Origin of the sequence: Vibrio tapetis subsp. tapetis, assembly GCF_900233005.1 — a bacterium.
GTDB classification, from domain to species: Bacteria; Pseudomonadota; Gammaproteobacteria; order Enterobacterales; family Vibrionaceae; genus Vibrio; species Vibrio tapetis.
This window is the reverse complement of sequence record NZ_LT960611.1, coordinates 1,064,030-1,079,932: the sequence shown is the minus strand read 5'-3', so window position 1 is coordinate 1,079,932 and position 15,903 is coordinate 1,064,030. Positions and strand designations below refer to the sequence as shown.

The 15,903-nt window shown below is 44.2% G+C and carries 17 protein-coding genes; 16 read left to right on the top strand and 1 reads right to left on the bottom strand.

The annotated features are described in order from the left end of the window. Positions 1-222: 222 nt before the first annotated feature. The 16 genes from aspS to nadA all read left to right on the top strand — a co-directional run bounded on the left by aspS (position 223) and on the right by nadA (position 15,163). The gene (aspS, locus tag VTAP4600_RS04775; protein WP_102521739.1) at positions 223-2,001 is read left to right on the top strand and encodes an aspartate--tRNA ligase; all 1,779 of its coding nucleotides are present in this window, start codon (positions 223-225) and stop codon (positions 1,999-2,001) included. A gap of 142 nt (positions 2,002-2,143) precedes the next feature. Further along, on the top strand, positions 2,144-2,665 hold the full coding sequence (gene ruvC, locus VTAP4600_RS04770; RefSeq protein WP_102521738.1) for a crossover junction endodeoxyribonuclease RuvC: 522 nt from the start codon (positions 2,144-2,146) through the stop codon (positions 2,663-2,665). Between the two features lie 185 nt (positions 2,666-2,850). Continuing rightward, positions 2,851-3,468: a Holliday junction branch migration protein RuvA gene (gene ruvA, locus VTAP4600_RS04765; protein WP_102521737.1), complete on the top strand. Its 618-nt coding sequence runs from the start codon at positions 2,851-2,853 to the stop codon at positions 3,466-3,468. A gap of 119 nt (positions 3,469-3,587) precedes the next feature. Beyond that, positions 3,588-4,598, top strand: a complete 1,011-nt coding sequence (gene ruvB / locus VTAP4600_RS04760; RefSeq protein WP_102521736.1) for a Holliday junction branch migration DNA helicase RuvB — start codon at positions 3,588-3,590, stop codon at positions 4,596-4,598. A 516-nt stretch (positions 4,599-5,114) separates the two neighbouring features. Continuing rightward, positions 5,115-6,701: a cytochrome ubiquinol oxidase subunit I gene (gene cydA, locus VTAP4600_RS04755; protein ID WP_102521735.1), complete on the top strand. Its 1,587-nt coding sequence runs from the start codon at positions 5,115-5,117 to the stop codon at positions 6,699-6,701. Between the two features lie 16 nt (positions 6,702-6,717). Then, a complete protein-coding gene (gene cydB / locus VTAP4600_RS04750; RefSeq protein ID WP_102521734.1) occupies positions 6,718-7,854 on the top strand; it encodes a cytochrome d ubiquinol oxidase subunit II in 1,137 nt (378 codons plus the stop codon). A 12-nt stretch (positions 7,855-7,866) separates the two neighbouring features. Further along, on the top strand, positions 7,867-7,974 hold the full coding sequence (cydX, locus tag VTAP4600_RS04745; protein ID WP_000270284.1) for a cytochrome bd-I oxidase subunit CydX: 108 nt from the start codon (positions 7,867-7,869) through the stop codon (positions 7,972-7,974). A gap of 113 nt (positions 7,975-8,087) precedes the next feature. Continuing rightward, a complete protein-coding gene (gene ybgE, locus VTAP4600_RS04740) occupies positions 8,088-8,390 on the top strand; it encodes a cyd operon protein YbgE (protein ID WP_102521733.1) in 303 nt (100 codons plus the stop codon). A gap of 174 nt (positions 8,391-8,564) precedes the next feature. Beyond that, positions 8,565-8,987, top strand: a complete 423-nt coding sequence (gene ybgC, locus VTAP4600_RS04735) for a tol-pal system-associated acyl-CoA thioesterase (protein WP_102521732.1) — start codon at positions 8,565-8,567, stop codon at positions 8,985-8,987. Then, positions 8,977-9,660, top strand: a complete 684-nt coding sequence (gene tolQ, locus VTAP4600_RS04730; RefSeq protein ID WP_102521731.1) for a protein TolQ — start codon at positions 8,977-8,979, stop codon at positions 9,658-9,660. The genes ybgC and tolQ overlap by 11 nt, the downstream gene beginning before the upstream one ends. A 2-nt stretch (positions 9,661-9,662) precedes the next feature. Then, the gene (gene tolR / locus VTAP4600_RS04725; RefSeq protein WP_102521730.1) at positions 9,663-10,103 is read left to right on the top strand and encodes a protein TolR; all 441 of its coding nucleotides are present in this window, start codon (positions 9,663-9,665) and stop codon (positions 10,101-10,103) included. A 20-nt stretch (positions 10,104-10,123) separates the two neighbouring features. After that, the gene (gene tolA / locus VTAP4600_RS04720; protein WP_231897876.1) at positions 10,124-11,179 is read left to right on the top strand and encodes a cell envelope integrity protein TolA; all 1,056 of its coding nucleotides are present in this window, start codon (positions 10,124-10,126) and stop codon (positions 11,177-11,179) included. Positions 11,180-11,192: 13 nt separating this feature from the next. Then, on the top strand, positions 11,193-12,545 hold the full coding sequence (gene tolB, locus VTAP4600_RS04715) for a Tol-Pal system beta propeller repeat protein TolB (protein WP_102521728.1): 1,353 nt from the start codon (positions 11,193-11,195) through the stop codon (positions 12,543-12,545). Between the two features lie 54 nt (positions 12,546-12,599). Continuing rightward, positions 12,600-13,133 (top strand): peptidoglycan-associated lipoprotein Pal, encoded by a 534-nt coding sequence (gene pal / locus VTAP4600_RS04710; protein WP_102521727.1) that lies wholly within the window; start codon positions 12,600-12,602, stop codon positions 13,131-13,133. A gap of 13 nt (positions 13,134-13,146) precedes the next feature. Beyond that, the gene (gene ybgF, locus VTAP4600_RS04705; protein WP_102521726.1) at positions 13,147-13,920 is read left to right on the top strand and encodes a tol-pal system protein YbgF; all 774 of its coding nucleotides are present in this window, start codon (positions 13,147-13,149) and stop codon (positions 13,918-13,920) included. Positions 13,921-14,101: 181 nt separating this feature from the next. Then, a complete protein-coding gene (gene nadA / locus VTAP4600_RS04700) occupies positions 14,102-15,163 on the top strand; it encodes a quinolinate synthase NadA (RefSeq protein WP_102521725.1) in 1,062 nt (353 codons plus the stop codon). Between the two features lie 164 nt (positions 15,164-15,327). Here the strand turns inward: nadA and VTAP4600_RS04695 are convergent, their stop codons facing one another. Continuing rightward, positions 15,328-15,897 (bottom strand): UPF0149 family protein, encoded by a 570-nt coding sequence (locus VTAP4600_RS04695; RefSeq protein ID WP_172443070.1) that lies wholly within the window; start codon positions 15,895-15,897, stop codon positions 15,328-15,330. Positions 15,898-15,903 lie beyond the last annotated feature (6 nt).

The following is a 15,903-nucleotide window of genomic DNA, read 5'->3' as shown; positions in this document are numbered from 1 at the left end:
ATGAAAATGAGGCTATAATCGTTGCTTCGTTTTTGTCTTTGCCGATAAATTGGTCGCTTGTTGTACTAAAAAGCACCAAGGCTAGATAAAACACAACAAATTCTATGCCTGATGGTCGATTTTTAGTGACTTTCAGCGTATAAATGGACGTTTGCACTGCTGGCACTCAATCACGCGAGCAGCTTAGAAATTGATAACTTATTAGAGATTGGGAAATTCATTATGCGTACCCATTATTGTGGTCACCTGAACAAGTCCCTTGCAGGACAAACTGTAGAATTGTGCGGCTGGGTTAACCGTCGCCGTGATTTAGGCGGTCTTATCTTCATTGATATGCGAGATCGTGAAGGCATCGTTCAGGTTGTCGTCGACCCAGATATGAAAGATGTATTTGCGGAAGCGAACCAGTTACGTAATGAATTTTGCATCAAGCTAACGGGTGAAGTACGCCTTCGTCCAGAAAGCCAAATCAATAAAGATATGGCAACAGGCGAAGTTGAGCTGATCGCAACGGGTCTTGAAATCATTAACCGCTCTGAAGCACTGCCGTTAGATTTCAACCAAACAAACAGTGAAGAGCAGCGTCTTAAGTACCGTTACATTGACTTACGCCGCCCTGAAATGAGCGATCGTATTAAGCTTCGCGCGAAAGCATCAAGCTTTGTCCGTCGTTTTCTAGATGGCAACGATTTCCTAGACATCGAAACGCCAGTACTGACCAAAGCAACACCAGAAGGCGCTCGTGATTACCTAGTACCAAGCCGCGTACATAAAGGCAGCTTCTACGCTTTGCCTCAATCACCTCAGTTGTTCAAGCAACTGCTGATGATGTCTGGTTTTGACCGCTACTACCAAATCGTTAAATGTTTCCGTGATGAAGATTTACGTGCTGACCGTCAGCCTGAATTTACTCAAATCGATATCGAAACTTCTTTCATGTCAGCTGAACAAGTTCGTGGCGTGACAGAAAAAATGATCCGCGAAATGTGGCAAGAGCTGCTTAGCGTTGATTTGGGTGAATTCCCAATCATGCCTTTCTCTGAAGCGATTCGTCGTTTCGGCAGCGATAAGCCGGATCTACGTAACCCATTAGAGTTGGTTGACGTAGCGGATCTTGTTAAAGACGTTGAGTTTAAAGTATTTGCAGGCCCAGCTAACGATGAAAAAGGCCGCGTAGCGGTTATTCGTGTACCGGGTGGCGCTAAACTGACGCGTAAGCAAATCGATGGCTACGGCGCATTTGTTGGCATTTACGGCGCGAAAGGGTTGGCATGGATGAAAGTAAACGACCGTGCTGCTGGCATGGAAGGCATTCAATCTCCAGTTGCTAAATTCCTAAGTGAAGACGTAATCAACGGTATTCTTGATCGTACTCAAGCAGAAAGTGGCGACATCATTTTGTTTGGTGCTGATAAAGCAAACATCGTATCCGAAGCTCTGGGTGCACTTCGTCTGAAACTTGGCGAAGATTTAGAGCTAACCAACAAAGAAGCATGGGCCCCACTTTGGGTTGTTGACTTCCCAATGTTCGAAGAAGATGGCGAAGGTAACCTGCACGCAATGCACCACCCATTTACTTCACCACTAGGTGTTAATGCGGCTGAATTGGCAGCAAACCCAGCAGCAGCTAACTCGAATGCTTACGATATGGTGATCAACGGCTACGAAGTGGGTGGCGGCTCTGTTCGTATCCACAATGCTGAGATGCAAAGCACCGTGTTCAATATTCTGGGCATTGAAGAAAAAGAGCAGCAAGAGAAGTTCGGCTTCTTATTGGATGCACTTAAATACGGAACACCACCGCACGCCGGCCTTGCTTTCGGTCTAGACCGTTTGGCTATGCTACTTTGTGGTACTGATAACATCCGTGACGTTATCGCATTCCCTAAAACAACGGCAGCATCTTGCTTGCTAACCAATGCACCAAGTGTTGCCAACCCTGCCTCTTTAGAAGAGCTAGCGGTAGCGGTTGTTGCTAAAGAAAAAGAAGCAGACGCTTAGTTTTCGGATATTTGTCTGATTTCAAATAAATAAAATGCGAAGCGCTAATAGGTTTATTCTATTAGCGCTTTCTTTTTTGCTAGTATCTTTCTATTCAAAATAGCTCTTATCTGTATTAGGGCTCAGTTCGGAACACATACGCATGTCGATAATCCTCGGTATTGACCCAGGTTCACGTATCACAGGTTATGGCGTTATTCGTCAACAAGGCCGTCACTTACACTACTTAGGCAGTGGTTGTATTCGTACTTCTCACGACGATTTACCTAGCCGTTTGAAACAAATATTTGCCGGTGTCTCTGAAATCATTACTCAGTTTCAGCCAGACGTATTTGCGATTGAGCAGGTGTTTATGTCAAAAAATGCCGATTCAGCTTTAAAGTTGGGGCAGGCCCGTGGTGCAGCGATCGTTGCTGCGGTTAATGCTGATCTTCCTGTTCATGAGTATGCAGCAAGGCTTATCAAGCAAGCGGTAACAGGTACGGGCGGAGCAGATAAAAGCCAAGTGCAGCACATGGTAATGAACATGTTGAAGCTTCCTGGGAAACCACAAGCCGACGCCGCCGATGCGCTTGGTGTGGCTATCTGTCATGCCAATACCAATAAAACACTTGTTGCGCTAGCCGGTAAAGCAACTGGAGCTAAAAAAGGGCGATATAGGTGATTTAAGTGCTAAGAGCGAAGTACTAAAAGCTAAGTTAGAAGAGCGAAGGGGAAAACTTCTTATCAGGTGCAAGGTCGCTTCTACTTTAGCCCTATCTCTTCGCGCCCTTTCTTTACTGGCTATCCATCCAGTTATCTATTATTATCGAATTCAAGTTTTAAATTCCAAAATCAAAGGAAACCCAAGTGATTGGACGTCTTCGTGGCATATTGTTAGAAAAGCAACCACCAGAATTATTAATTGAAGTAGGCGGCATTGGCTATGAAGTCCAAATGCCAATGAGCTGCTTTTATGAATTGCCAGAAGTGGGGACAGAAGCGGTTGTGTATACTCACTTTATCGTAAGAGAAGATGCCCAGTTACTCTATGGGTTTAATACCGTAAAAGAACGTGCCCTTTTTCGCGAAGTGATTAAGGCTAATGGTGTAGGGCCGAAACTAGGGCTTGCGATTCTTTCTGGAATGAATGCACAACAGTTTGTATCTTGCGTTGAGCGAGAAGATGTGTCGACATTGGTTAAATTACCCGGTGTTGGCAAGAAAACCGCCGAGCGTCTTGTTGTCGAGATGAAAGATCGCCTGAAAGGCTGGGGAGCCGGGGATTTATTTACTCCTGCAACCGACGCAGCTCCAATGGACAGCGGCTTAGGCGGAGTAAGCTCGAATGCAGAAGACGAAGCAGTAAGCGCATTGGTTGCCTTAGGTTATAAACCCGTACAAGCAACTAAAGTCGTGTCACAAGTGGCTAAACCAGACATGACAAGCGAAGCATTGATCCGAGACGCCCTGAAGTCGATGGTGTAGAAGTGCGAAATGCTAAGTGCGAAATACTAAGTGCGAAATGCTAAGTATTAAAGCTTAAAGCTTAAAGCTTAGTACTTAGCTCTTAGTACTTAGCTCCTACAAACAGGAACCTATTTTTTATGATCGAAGCAGATCGATTGATAGCGCCGGACAACCCGGTATTTAAAGAAGAAGACATAGACGTAATAGATCGTGCTATTCGTCCTAAAAAGTTGGAAGACTATCGAGGACAAGATCATGTTCGTGGGCAAATGGAAATCTTTATCAAAGCCGCACAACTTCGAAGTGAAGCTTTAGATCACCTTCTGATTTTCGGCCCTCCAGGTTTGGGTAAAACCACGCTCGCTAATATTGTAGCCAATGAAATGGAAGTGAATATTCGCACCACTTCTGGTCCTGTGTTGGAGAAAGCAGGGGATCTAGCGGCATTACTGACCAACCTTGAAGAAAACGACGTCTTGTTTATTGATGAGATACATCGATTAAGTCCAGTTGTTGAAGAAGTCTTATACCCAGCAATGGAAGATTATCAGTTGGACATTATGATAGGTGAAGGGCCTGCGGCACGTTCTATTAAAATAGATTTGCCTCCGTTTACCTTGATTGGCGCAACAACGCGTGCTGGTTCATTGACTTCTCCGCTTCGTGACCGCTTTGGTATAGTTCAGCGCCTTGAATACTACAACGTAGAAGATTTGCAGCACATAGTGAAAAGAAGCGCCGACTGCCTGGGTTTATCTATGGAATCTGACGGAGCCCTTGAAGTTGCTCGTCGCTCTAGAGGTACCCCTCGTATTGCTAACCGATTACTAAGACGCGTGCGAGATTATGCAGAAGTAAAAGGTAATGGTCATATCTGCAACGACATTGCAGATAAAGCTCTGAATATGCTTGATGTCGATAGCCAAGGGCTAGACTACATGGATAGAAAATTGCTACTCGCTATTATGGAAAAATTCAGCGGTGGACCAGTAGGGTTAGATAACTTAGCAGCAGCTATCGGTGAAGAGAAAGACACCATCGAGGATGTGATTGAGCCTTATCTCATTCAGCAGGGTTATTTACAAAGAACACCAAGAGGTCGAATAGCGACAGATCGCGCCTATTTGCATTTTGGTTTAGATAAATAACGGGCACATTTACAAAATATTCGTCTTAGCTAATGTAGGTCAACCTGATGGTTGGCCTTTTTTATTGTGTTTTAACGGCAAGATATTAGCGTTTCGTGCTGCTATTTTTGATTTCTATAAGAATAAATACGCATAAAAAAAGCTGGGCTAATTACAAATAGGAAGTGAAAATAGTGATCTAAAGCACATGATGGTGCGGATTTTCTCGTTATTTTATTGATCTCTATCATTTTGGTTGTTTTTTGTTCGCTACTACGAGTTGTGTCATGATCTAGATCAATGCGGGAAAATGCCATAAACCTTTTGAAACATTGTTCTTTTATCAGTAGTATTAGCCCGAGCTATATTAGCTCTTACTTAACAATTAATCAACCAAAAAAATACATATTTATAACAATGATTTGAAGTTAGCAACATTCACGTTGTTAGCCCTGCTTTTTGCTCAAAATAAGTGGGTTTAACTGAAGCATAAATTAAAATGTATTGTGTCATTCAGCCGGCACAAAAGGAGTTATCATGATTGACATAGTTGATCTGTCGCGGTTCCAATTTGCATTGACAGCGATGTATCACTTCCTATTCGTTCCATTGACTTTGGGTATGGCATTCTTACTTGCCATCATGGAGTCTTTATACGTAATGACCGATAAGCAAATCTACAAGGACATGACCAAGTTCTGGGGTAAGCTTTTTGGCATCAACTTCGCTCTAGGTGTGGCAACAGGCCTTACCATGGAGTTCCAATTTGGTACTAACTGGTCTTATTACTCTCATTACGTAGGCGATATATTTGGTGCTCCTCTCGCCATTGAAGCGCTGGTAGCCTTCTTCCTAGAATCCACTTTTGTTGGTCTTTTCTTCTTCGGTTGGGATCGTTTATCCAAACGTCAGCACTTGGCAGTAACTTGGCTTGTTGCACTTGGTTCAAACTTCTCTGCACTTTGGATTTTGGTTGCAAACGGTTGGATGCAAAACCCGATTGGGGCAGAATTTAACTTCGAAACCATGCGTATGGAAATGGTGAGCTTTGCTGAAGTGGTGTTAAACCCAGTTGCACAAGTTAAATTTGTTCATACCGTCGCTTCTGGCTATACCACGGGCGCAATGTTCGTTCTTGGTATCAGTGGTTTCTACTTGCTTAAAGGCCGCGACATCGCGTTTGCTCGCCGTTCATTTGCTATTGCAGCGTCATTTGGTATGGCAGCGATCTTGTCTGTAATCGTACTGGGTGATGAGTCTGGCTACGAGCTAGGTGAAGTGCAAAAAGTGAAGCTAGCTGCGATTGAAGCGGAATGGCATACAGAGCCAGCTCCTGCCGCATTTACGTTGTTCGGTATCCCTAATCAAGAAACCATGGAGACGGATTACGCCGTTAAAATTCCATTCTTGATGGGCATCATTGCCACTCGTTCAATCGATACAGAAGTAACAGGCTTACGTGAACTGCGTGACGATCACGTTGATCGTATCCGCAATGGTATGTATGCCTACGAGCTTTTAACCAAGCTTCGTGGTGGTGACAAATCAGACCATAACGTTGCCGCATTTGATGAAGTAAAAGGTGACCTAGGTTACGGCTTACTACTGAAGCGTTATACCGACGACGTTGTCGATGCGACAGAAGATCAAATTCAAGCCGCAGCGGATGACTCAATCCCAACAGTATGGCCTCTATTCTGGGCGTTCCGTCTGATGGTAGGTTGTGGGTTCGTTATGCTATTTGTATTTGGCGCAGCGTTTGTACAAACATGTCGTCAAAAAATCGAACAGAAACCTTGGGTTCTTAAAGCGGCATTGTTCAGTATTCCACTACCATGGATTGCGATAGAAGCCGGTTGGTTTGTTGCCGAGTTTGGTCGTCAGCCATGGGCAGTCGGTGAGATTCTTCCTGTTCATCAGGCTGCGTCATCACTGACAATGTCGGAACTTTGGATATCGTTGGGTGTGATTATTGCCCTCTACACCGCGTTCTTGATTGCTGAAGTATACCTAATGGTGAAATTCTCTCGTCTAGGTCCAAGCAGCCTGAAAACTGGCCGCTATCACTTTGAACAAGAAGCTAACTCTGTTGAAGACAAAGTTAACCGTCAAGTAGAAGCATAAGCAGGGAGATTAGATTATGTTTGATTACGAAATCTTGCGATTCATATGGTGGGTGCTCATTGGCGTACTGTGTATTGGTTTCGCAGTAACAGATGGCTTTGACATGGGCGTAGGTGCGCTTGTACCTGTTATCGGTAAAACGGATAGCCAACGTCGAGTGATGATTAACTCAATCGCTCCACACTGGGACGGCAACCAAGTTTGGTTGATTACAGCCGGTGGCGCATTGTTCGCGGCATGGCCGTTAATTTATGCAACGTCGTTCTCTGCTTTTTACCTAGCAATGTATGTCACGCTAGCGGCGCTTTGGGTAAGACCTATTGCTCTGGACTACCGTTCAAAGCTAGAAGATACCAAATGGCGTAACGCATGGGATGCAGGCATCTGCTTCAGTGGCGTTGTTCCTCCACTGATCTTTGGTGTGGCGTTTGGTAACCTGTTATTGGGTGTTCCATTTGAGCTAAATGAGTTCATGATGGCGACATACCATGGTTCATTCTTTAAATTGCTTCACCCATTTGCTCTGCTTTGTGGTCTAGTTAGCTTGTCTATGATTGTCATGCAAGGTGCTACATGGCTTCAAATGAAGACAACCGGTGACGTACACGCTCGTGCACGAGTGGTTGCGCAAGTGATGGCTGCATTAGTGATTGTTACTTTTGTCGGTGCAGGTGTATGGATTCAAAGTATTGAAGGTTATGTTGTCGTTAGTAACATCGACATTGCCGCGCAATCTAACCCACTGAGTAAAGAAGTGGAAATGGTTGCGGGCGCATGGATGAATAACTTCAAAACGTACCCAGCAATGTGGGCGGCGCCAATTTTAGGTGTTGTTATGCCTTTGGTTGTTGTTCTTGCTTCTCGCTTTGAAAAATGCGCAATCTCGTTCATCAGCTCAAGCCTTGCGAATGCAGGTGTTATCTTGACAGCTGGTTTTGCTATGTTCCCGTTCATTATGCCTTCAAGCTTTAATCCGGACCATAGTTTGACCATGTGGGATTCAACTTCAAGTGAACTAACGCTAAACCTAATGACAGGTGTTGCAATGGTTATGGTACCTATCATCCTTGCTTATACGTCGTGGACCTACTACAAAATGTTTGGTCGTTTAGATGATAAATACATTGAAGAAAACAAGAATTCCCTCTACTAAGGAGTATTGATTATGTGGTATTTCGCCTGGATTTTAGGTGTATTGCTAGCCTGTGCATTTGGCATCATCAATGCACTATGGTTAGAGCATTCAGAAATGATGGATAAAGACAGCGAGTAAGCCCGTTAAGGCTTAAGCGGTATAGAGTAAGCCCTACAAAAATAATTGTGGGGCTTATTTTTTTGGAACAACTTTAGATAAGATCTTTAGGTTAAACCTAATGAGAGGTAGTCATGAGTGAATTGAATCAACGAGTAGAGCAACTGCATGCTCCGCTTGATAAAACGTTACTTCGAGCTGCGGTCATTATAATGGCGTTTGTTCAGGTGATATTGTTCATGTGGGAGCCGCAAACTTTTGCCGACAATATTGGCAGTTTTAGCCCCATGCTAGGTATTTTGTTTGTTTGGGCTATCTGCGCCAGCATGGTATATGGCGTCGGGTTCAAGCCAATATTTTGGTTATGGCAAATCATCTTCAGCCCTTATCTTTCAATCGCGGTGCTAGGGTATGTTTCATTCTTGTACTGGCTCTAGCATAATTTAGACCTGACTCATCAGTGAAATCTTTCCAGACATCATTAAATGCGAGTGGTTTTTAATCAACTGCTCGCATTTTTAATTCCTGTCTCAAAAAAACATGTTCTTTTTCGAGCCTAATTGGCAACATAAGGTATAGTAACCTTTCATTTTTATTGTGTTGGTAGCGTTGTGCACGAAAAGAAACAGCCTGTATTTGAATGGCCAATCACCATCTATTATGAAGATACTGATGCTGGTGGCGTTGTGTATCATTCTAATTACTTAAAGTTTTTCGAGCGAGCAAGGACGGAACTTTTACGTTCGGTTGGCGTCTCTCAACAGGTACTTTTAGAAAAGAACACAGGGTTTGTTGTTCGCCACATGGACATAGATTTTATCCAAGGCGCTAAACTTGACCAACAATTAACAGTTTTGACGACAATCACGCAGTTAAAACGTGCCTCAATTACGTTTTGTCAGGAATTAGTCAATCCTGAAGGTAAGATATTGTGTAAAGCCTTAGTTAAGGTAGCATGCATAGACTCTAAACTCATGAAACCCCAAGCGATACCAAACTCAATTACATCGGAGTTGTTAGACAGTGAATGCTGATATTTCCATTTTAGATCTCGTTTTAGAAGCCAGCTTATTAGTACAACTGGTTATGTTAACCCTACTCGGGATGTCTGTAGTGTCATGGGCCATGATCATCAAGCGCAGCAAAGTGCTGAACCATGCCATAAAAGAAGCAGAAAAATTTGAAGACAAGTTTTGGTCAGGCGTGGATCTTTCTCACCTTTACCAAGAAGTCAAAGCTCGTAAAGATAGCCTAGCGGGTACACAGCAAATCTTTTATCAAGGATTTACTGAGTTTGCGAAACTTCGTCGAACTTCGGGTGCATCGCCAGATTACGTGATGGAAGGAACAGGCCGTGCAATGCGCGTTTCGGTTTCACGTGAAGTAGATGAACTAGAAACCAACTTACCATTTTTAGCGACCGTTGGTTCAATCAGCCCTTACATCGGGTTGTTCGGAACGGTATGGGGCATCATGCACGCATTCATCGCATTAGGTGAAGTTAAGCAGGCGACGCTTGCGATGGTTGCTCCGGGCATTGCAGAAGCGTTAATCGCGACCGCAATGGGGCTTTTTGCGGCCATACCCGCTGTTATGGCTTACAACCGCTTGAGTAACCAAGTGGCTAAAGTCGAGCATAGCTACGCAACATTTTCTGAAGAGTTCCACAGTATTCTTCATCGCCAAGCGATGACGAATAAGGATTAATCATGGCCGGGTATCAACGAAAACGCCGTAAGCTCACAGCTGAAATAAATGTTGTGCCTTACATTGATGTCATGTTGGTGTTACTTATCATCTTTATGGTGACTTCACCGTTCGTAACTCAAGGTGTGGATGTCGAGCTTCCAAAGACCTCAACGGCAAAATCGACGTCTGAGTTAGCCGGCGATAGCAATGCGAGCTTTATCATCGTTGAAATTGATAAAGACGGGCAGCTTGGGCTTAGCGTGAATAACGAAGATGTTGTTCGTGGTATGAGTTTAGAAGACGTCATTGTAAGAGTTAAAGCTGAAATCTCAATTGCGCCAGACTCACCGGTTGCAGTGGGGGGGGATGCAAACACACCTTATTCAGAAGTCGTACTGGTATTGGATGAACTCGGTCAAGCAGGTATTCCCAAAGTGGGTTTGTTGACGGATCTTAGATAGGGATGGCTGTCGGTCAATCGATGAAAAAAAAGAGCAGTTATACCTCAGCTATTGTTGTCTCAGTAGCGATGCACGTCGTGTTAGCGGTCGCTCTATTATGGGGGGCCGACTTCACGATGTCGAAACCACAAGCGTCTGGCAACATGGTGCAAGCGGTGGTGATTGATCCGAAAGCGGTTCAAAAGCAAGCCAGAGAAATAAGACAACAACGCGAATCAGCGAAACGAGCGGAACAAGAACGTATTGATAAGCTCCGTAAACAAAGCGAACAGCTAGAGAAAAACCGTAAGGCAGAAGAAGCAAAAATACGAAAGCTGAAAGAACAAAAAGCTCAGGCAGATAAAGAAGCGCGCAATGCTGAAAAAGCACGCGTTAAGAAAGAGCAAGAGCGTAAAGCGTCTGCTGAAAAAGCCGAGAAAGAAAAGGTTAGGGCGGCTAAAATCGAAAAAGAACGCATAGCCAAAGAGGCGGCGGTCAAGAAAGCAGAAGCCGAACGTGTAGCTAAACAAGCGGCCATTGCTAAGGCTGAAAAAGAAAGGCTACAGCGAGAAAAAGAAGCGGCAGCGGCTAAAGAAAAGGCACGTAAAGAAAAAGCAGCGGCAGCCAAAGCCGAGCAAGAACGAATTGCACAGCAAAAGGCTGCAAAAGAAGCCGCTCAAAAAGCCAAACAAGAAAAAGAGCGTCTTAAGCGTTTAGAAAAAGAACGTAAAGAGCAAGAAGAAGCGTTAGATAACATCTTCTCAGGGCTAGAAGACGAAGTGTCTGCGAATAGCTCTGCAAAACAACAGTTCGTGACGGATGAAGTTCAACGTTACGGTGCAATTTACACACAATTAATTCAAAGCCGTCTTTTAAAGGATGACTCTTTTTTGGGAAAGTCTTGCAAGATCAATATGCGAATGCTTCATACGGGTAGCGATGCTCTAGTGAACAGTGTAAAGGTTTTGGAAGGTGATAAACGGGTATGTGCTGCGACCAAAAGCGCGATTGCTCAAGTGGGCTCATTTCCTGTTCCAAAAGATAGAGATGTTGCTGAAAAATTAAAAGATATCAATTTATTGGTAGAGTTAGACTAAAGGGAAATAAGACGTGATAAAACGCCTTTTACTGGGATTGTTCGTGTTATGTACCAGCATGACAAACGTTGCAAACGCAGCGTTAGAATTAGTGATTACCGACGGCATAGACTCCGCAAGGCCGATAGCCATAGTGCCATTTAAATGGGAAGGCGAGAAAAAACTGCCTCATGATATCAGTGCAATTATTGCCTCTGATCTTCAGCGCAGTGGTAAATTTAGCCCAGTTGCGGCCAATAAAATGCCGCAAACGCCTTATAACGATGAAGAAGTTGATTTTCAGTCGTGGACGGCAATGGGGGTGGATGCACTGTTAACCGGTACGATCACCGAAAACGCGCAAGGCAACTTCCTGATTCGCTATGAACTGATCGATACAGTGAGAGGCCAACTTACGGATGGCCAAAGCCGAGCGCTTAGCGAAACAGGTGAGCTGGTTCTTTCTAAAGATCACGTCCTATTTAATAAACGTGCGACGGTACCTGGTGAACGCATGCGTGAATACGCTCACCGTATCTCAGATTTGGTATACGAGCAGCTAACGGGGGACAAGGGCGCATTCTTGACTCGTATTGCGTATGTGGTCGTTAACGATAAAGACAAATACCCATATCAGCTCAGAATCGCAGATTATGACGGTTATAATGAGCGTTTAGTTCTGCGTTCTATGCAACCTTTGATGTCTCCAGCATGGTCTCCAGACGGCAGACAGCTTGCTTACGTGAGCTTTGAAAACGGCCAAGCAGAGGTGTTCTTGATGGACATCTACTCAGGAAAGAGAGAAAAATTAACGTCTTTCCCTCGCCATAACGGTGCACCGAGGTTCTCACCTGATGGCAAAAAGCTTGCCTTGGTATTATCTAAAACGGGCAGCCTGCATGTTTACGTATTGGATCTCGAAACTCGTAAGCTGACACAAATAACGAGAGGTAGAGCAAATAATACGGAACCTTATTGGTATCCTGATGCGCAATCGTTAATATTTACCTCGGATCGGGGTGGTAAACCGCAGATTTATCGAGTAAATTTGTTAGATGGGGCAACAGACCGTTTAACTTGGCAAGGCAGCCAAAACTTGGGCGGGCAAATTACACCAGATGGAAAATTTTTGATTATGGTTAATCGAAATGACTCCGGGTTCAATTTGGCTAAACAAGATTTGGAAACTGGGGCCGTACAGGTGTTAACGAAAACACAACTGGACGAGTCTCCAAGCATTGCACCAAATGGTGGTATGGTTATCTATAGCTCCATGTACAATAAGAAAAATGTACTTTCTATGGTTTCTATAGACGGACGTTTTAAAGCAATATTGCCTGCAACAAATGGGCGCGTTAGAGCACCAGCTTGGTCACCATTTTTGTAGCAAAGTAACCAATTTTTGGTCACAAAAAATTTTGAACAAATAAGGAAGAATAAGATGCAACTGAATAAAGTTCTTAAAGGGCTTCTAATTGCGCTACCTGTATTAGCGGTTACAGCATGTAGCTCAAGCAACGAAGCTGCTGATGCATCTGCATCACAGAAAACGAATAACGAGCAAGTGCAAACAACTGATACAGCAGTAGCAACACCACTTGCTTCTGATTCTCAGTTAACAGAGCAAGAAGTTAAAGAACAACAACTTCGTGAAACTCAAACTGTTTACTTCGCGTTCGATAACTCAACTATCTCTTCTGATTACGAAGATATGCTAGCTGCTCACGCTGCTTTCATCAGCAAAGACTCTAGCTTGAAAGTTAAAATCGAAGGCCACGCAGATGAGCGCGGTACTCCTGAGTACAACATCGCTCTTGGTGAGCGTCGTGCACAAGCTGTAGCTAACTACCTACAAGCTCTTGGTGTACAAGCTGACCAAATTCAGATCATGAGCTTTGGTGAAGAGCGTCCACTTCTACTAGGCCAAAGTGCTGAGGTTTACGCTAAAAACCGTCGCGCTGTACTAGTTTACTAATAGGGCACGCTCTATGTTCAGTAACACTAAGCGCATACTTACGCTTACGTTGCTGGCAAGTGCAGCGAACTTCGCGTTCGCTGCACCAGCTCCAGTATCAGATTTAAGTGATGATGCGTCTAAGGCCGTAACCGCAACTCGTGGCGCGCCAGAAAACGATATCCAACGCCTAGAGCGTTTATTGCAAAATCGAGCCACATTACAGATCCAAATGCAGAAGCAGATCGACGATCTAAGCGCTGAAGTTGGTGAGCTTCGTGGCAATGTTGAGCGCAATAGCTACGAGATGAAAAAAATGCTCGAGCGTCAACGAGAGCTTTTTATCGAGCTTGATCGTATGCGTCAACAAATGAAAACTTCCGGCCCTGTTGTTGCAGCTTCAACTGAAGAAGGCAAAGACGGCACTGGCACATTTACTAGTAACAAAGATGAAGAAACCGCTTACAAAGACGCGGTGGATTTGATCTTAAAGCAGCGTGATTACGCTGGTGCTATTGTGGCATTTACACAGTTTCAAAAAGATTTTCCAGAGTCCAAGTTCTCGTCCAATACACATTATTGGCTAGGCCAACTCTATTTTGCACAAAAGCAAGATGTTGATGCGACCAAAAGCTTTGCAGCGGTTGTGTCATACAAAGACTCAAATAAGCGTGCAGACGCATTGCTAAAATTAGGTGAAATTGCGAAACGCAACAACAAACCTGATGCAGCGAAGAAATACTACACTCAAGTAGTGAGCGAGTACCCAAAAAGCTCTTCAGCAGACTTAGCACGAAAACAGCTTTAACTTGAACTCCAGTTTTAGCCTCAAAGCGACATCGCTGAAACAGGCCAAAATAGGTAAATCGCTTAAAATATGAAGTCGCCCAATGGCGGCTTCTTTGCTTTTCCCGCTACATAGCTAGAAATCTAGGCGTATTCAGGTGTACAATACTCGAATTACTTGGAAGTAGCGTAGAGCTAGAGCAATGGCGCACATATTAGATACAATCAATACCGTTTATCCATTTCCCCCAAAACCACTCCCTTTGTCTGAGCACGAAAAACAGCAACATGTAGCAAATATCAAACTGCTATTAAAAGAAAAAGATGCTGTTTTGATTGCCCATTACTATACCGATCCTGAAATCCAATCTCTTGCAGAAGAGACGGGCGGATTTGTTGGTGATTCATTAGAAATGGCTAAGTTCGGTAATCGTCATAGCGCTAAAACACTGATTATCGCGGGTGTGCGTTTTATGGGTGAATCCGCTAAGATTCTGACCCCTGAAAAAACCATTTTAATGCCAACACTTGAAGCCGAGTGTTCATTAGATTTAGGCTGTCCGGCAGACAAATTTACAGAGTTTTGCGACGCTCACCCAGATCATACGGTTGTCGTCTATGCCAATACATCCGCTGCAGTAAAAGCACGAGCAGATTGGGTGGTAACGTCTAGCATTGCTCTCGAAATAGTTGAACACTTAGACGCTGAAGATAAGCCGATGATTTGGGGGCCAGACCGTCATCTAGGTTCTTATATTGAAAACAAAACAGGCGCAGACATGCTGTTATGGCAGGGCGAATGTATTGTGCATGACGAGTTCTCTGCAGCGGCATTAAAGGATATGAAAGCACTGTATCCGGATGCGGCAGTTTTAGTTCACCCAGAGTCTCCTGCAAGTGTTGTCGAATTGGCTGACGCCGTAGGTTCAACCAGCCAGCTGATTAAATCGGCTAAAGAGTTGCCTCATCAAAAGCTGATCGTGGCGACAGACAAAGGCATTTTCTTCAAAATGCAGCAATTAGTACCTGAAAAAGAGTTGGTAGAAGCGCCAACCGCAGGTGCAGGTGCCACATGCCGTAGTTGTGCTCATTGCCCGTGGATGGCGATGAATGGTCTGGAGGCCATTGAAAATGCGTTAACTGAAGGCGGTGAGCAACACGAAATCTTTGTCGATGAAGAGATTCGAGTGAAATCACTGATCCCTTTAAATCGCATGTTAGATTTTGCTGAGCAACTTAACATGCAAGTCAAAGGCAATGCTTGATTTCTTTTGATTCACTCAAGTTGTTGTGAATAGCAAAATTGATTCGGCGTGAGTCGCGTTAGCGTCAATTAAGCTTTTCCACCGATATAAAAATGCCGCATATACAATGCGGCATTTTTTGGTATTAACGTTAACGAAAGTCAACGAACCCAATTAAATTGCTGTTATTGATCTTCAGCCAACGCGACGCCACGTTGAGTCAAACCGCATAGCATGGTTGGTATCGCATTGAAGATCTCTTCAAATTGGTCAAGCCCAGTCATGCCTTGTTCAGACAAAGTGGTTAACGCCGTTTCTGGATCATAAAGCATGCTAATGGCAAGAATAACGCCACCTAACAGAGCGCTGTTTTCATTGTCTTCAGGCATTAACGTTTCCCAATCGTCACGAACCAAGCCCCAACCTTGCAGTAGGCCGTCTGTGAAATCGCGGGTTCTTGCTGAAACAATTTCTGCTTCATCTAACGTACAACCTTCAGGCCATTGCCACTCGCCATTGAGCAGCGCAGGTCGTGTTTGATTCCAGATAGCAACAACCAGTTCTGCAAACTGCTCAAACTGCTCGCCATCAACAAAAGGTGCGACTTCTTCACCACCCCAAAGGTATGCGATCCAATCAGAAGGATCGAGTACATTAGGCGCGGCCGCCATTGCGGTAACAAAGCCAATGATCTGAGGCTCTGTAAGGAGTTTTCCTTCTAGCTCGGGTAGGGATAGTAGTTCTTGTAAAGTCAAAATAGG

Excerpts from the sequence above, each read along its gene's own strand:
- tolR (WP_102521730.1), top strand. The coding sequence starts at position 9,663 with ATGGCCGGGTATCAACGAAAACGCCGTAAGCTCACAGCTGAAATAAAT.
- tolA (WP_231897876.1), top strand. The coding sequence starts at position 10,124 with ATGAAAAAAAAGAGCAGTTATACCTCAGCTATTGTTGTCTCAGTAGCG.
- cydX (WP_000270284.1), top strand. The coding sequence starts at position 7,867 with ATGTGGTATTTCGCCTGGATTTTAGGTGTATTGCTAGCCTGTGCATTT.
- pal (WP_102521727.1), top strand. The coding sequence starts at position 12,600 with ATGCAACTGAATAAAGTTCTTAAAGGGCTTCTAATTGCGCTACCTGTA.
- nadA (WP_102521725.1), top strand. The coding sequence starts at position 14,102 with ATGGCGCACATATTAGATACAATCAATACCGTTTATCCATTTCCCCCA.
- cydA (WP_102521735.1), top strand. The coding sequence starts at position 5,115 with ATGATTGACATAGTTGATCTGTCGCGGTTCCAATTTGCATTGACAGCG.
- ruvC (WP_102521738.1), top strand. The coding sequence starts at position 2,144 with ATGTCGATAATCCTCGGTATTGACCCAGGTTCACGTATCACAGGTTAT.
- ruvB (WP_102521736.1), top strand. The coding sequence starts at position 3,588 with ATGATCGAAGCAGATCGATTGATAGCGCCGGACAACCCGGTATTTAAA.
- ybgF (WP_102521726.1), top strand. The coding sequence starts at position 13,147 with ATGTTCAGTAACACTAAGCGCATACTTACGCTTACGTTGCTGGCAAGT.
- ybgE (WP_102521733.1), top strand. The coding sequence starts at position 8,088 with ATGAGTGAATTGAATCAACGAGTAGAGCAACTGCATGCTCCGCTTGAT.
- aspS (WP_102521739.1), top strand. The coding sequence starts at position 223 with ATGCGTACCCATTATTGTGGTCACCTGAACAAGTCCCTTGCAGGACAA.
- cydB (WP_102521734.1), top strand. The coding sequence starts at position 6,718 with ATGTTTGATTACGAAATCTTGCGATTCATATGGTGGGTGCTCATTGGC.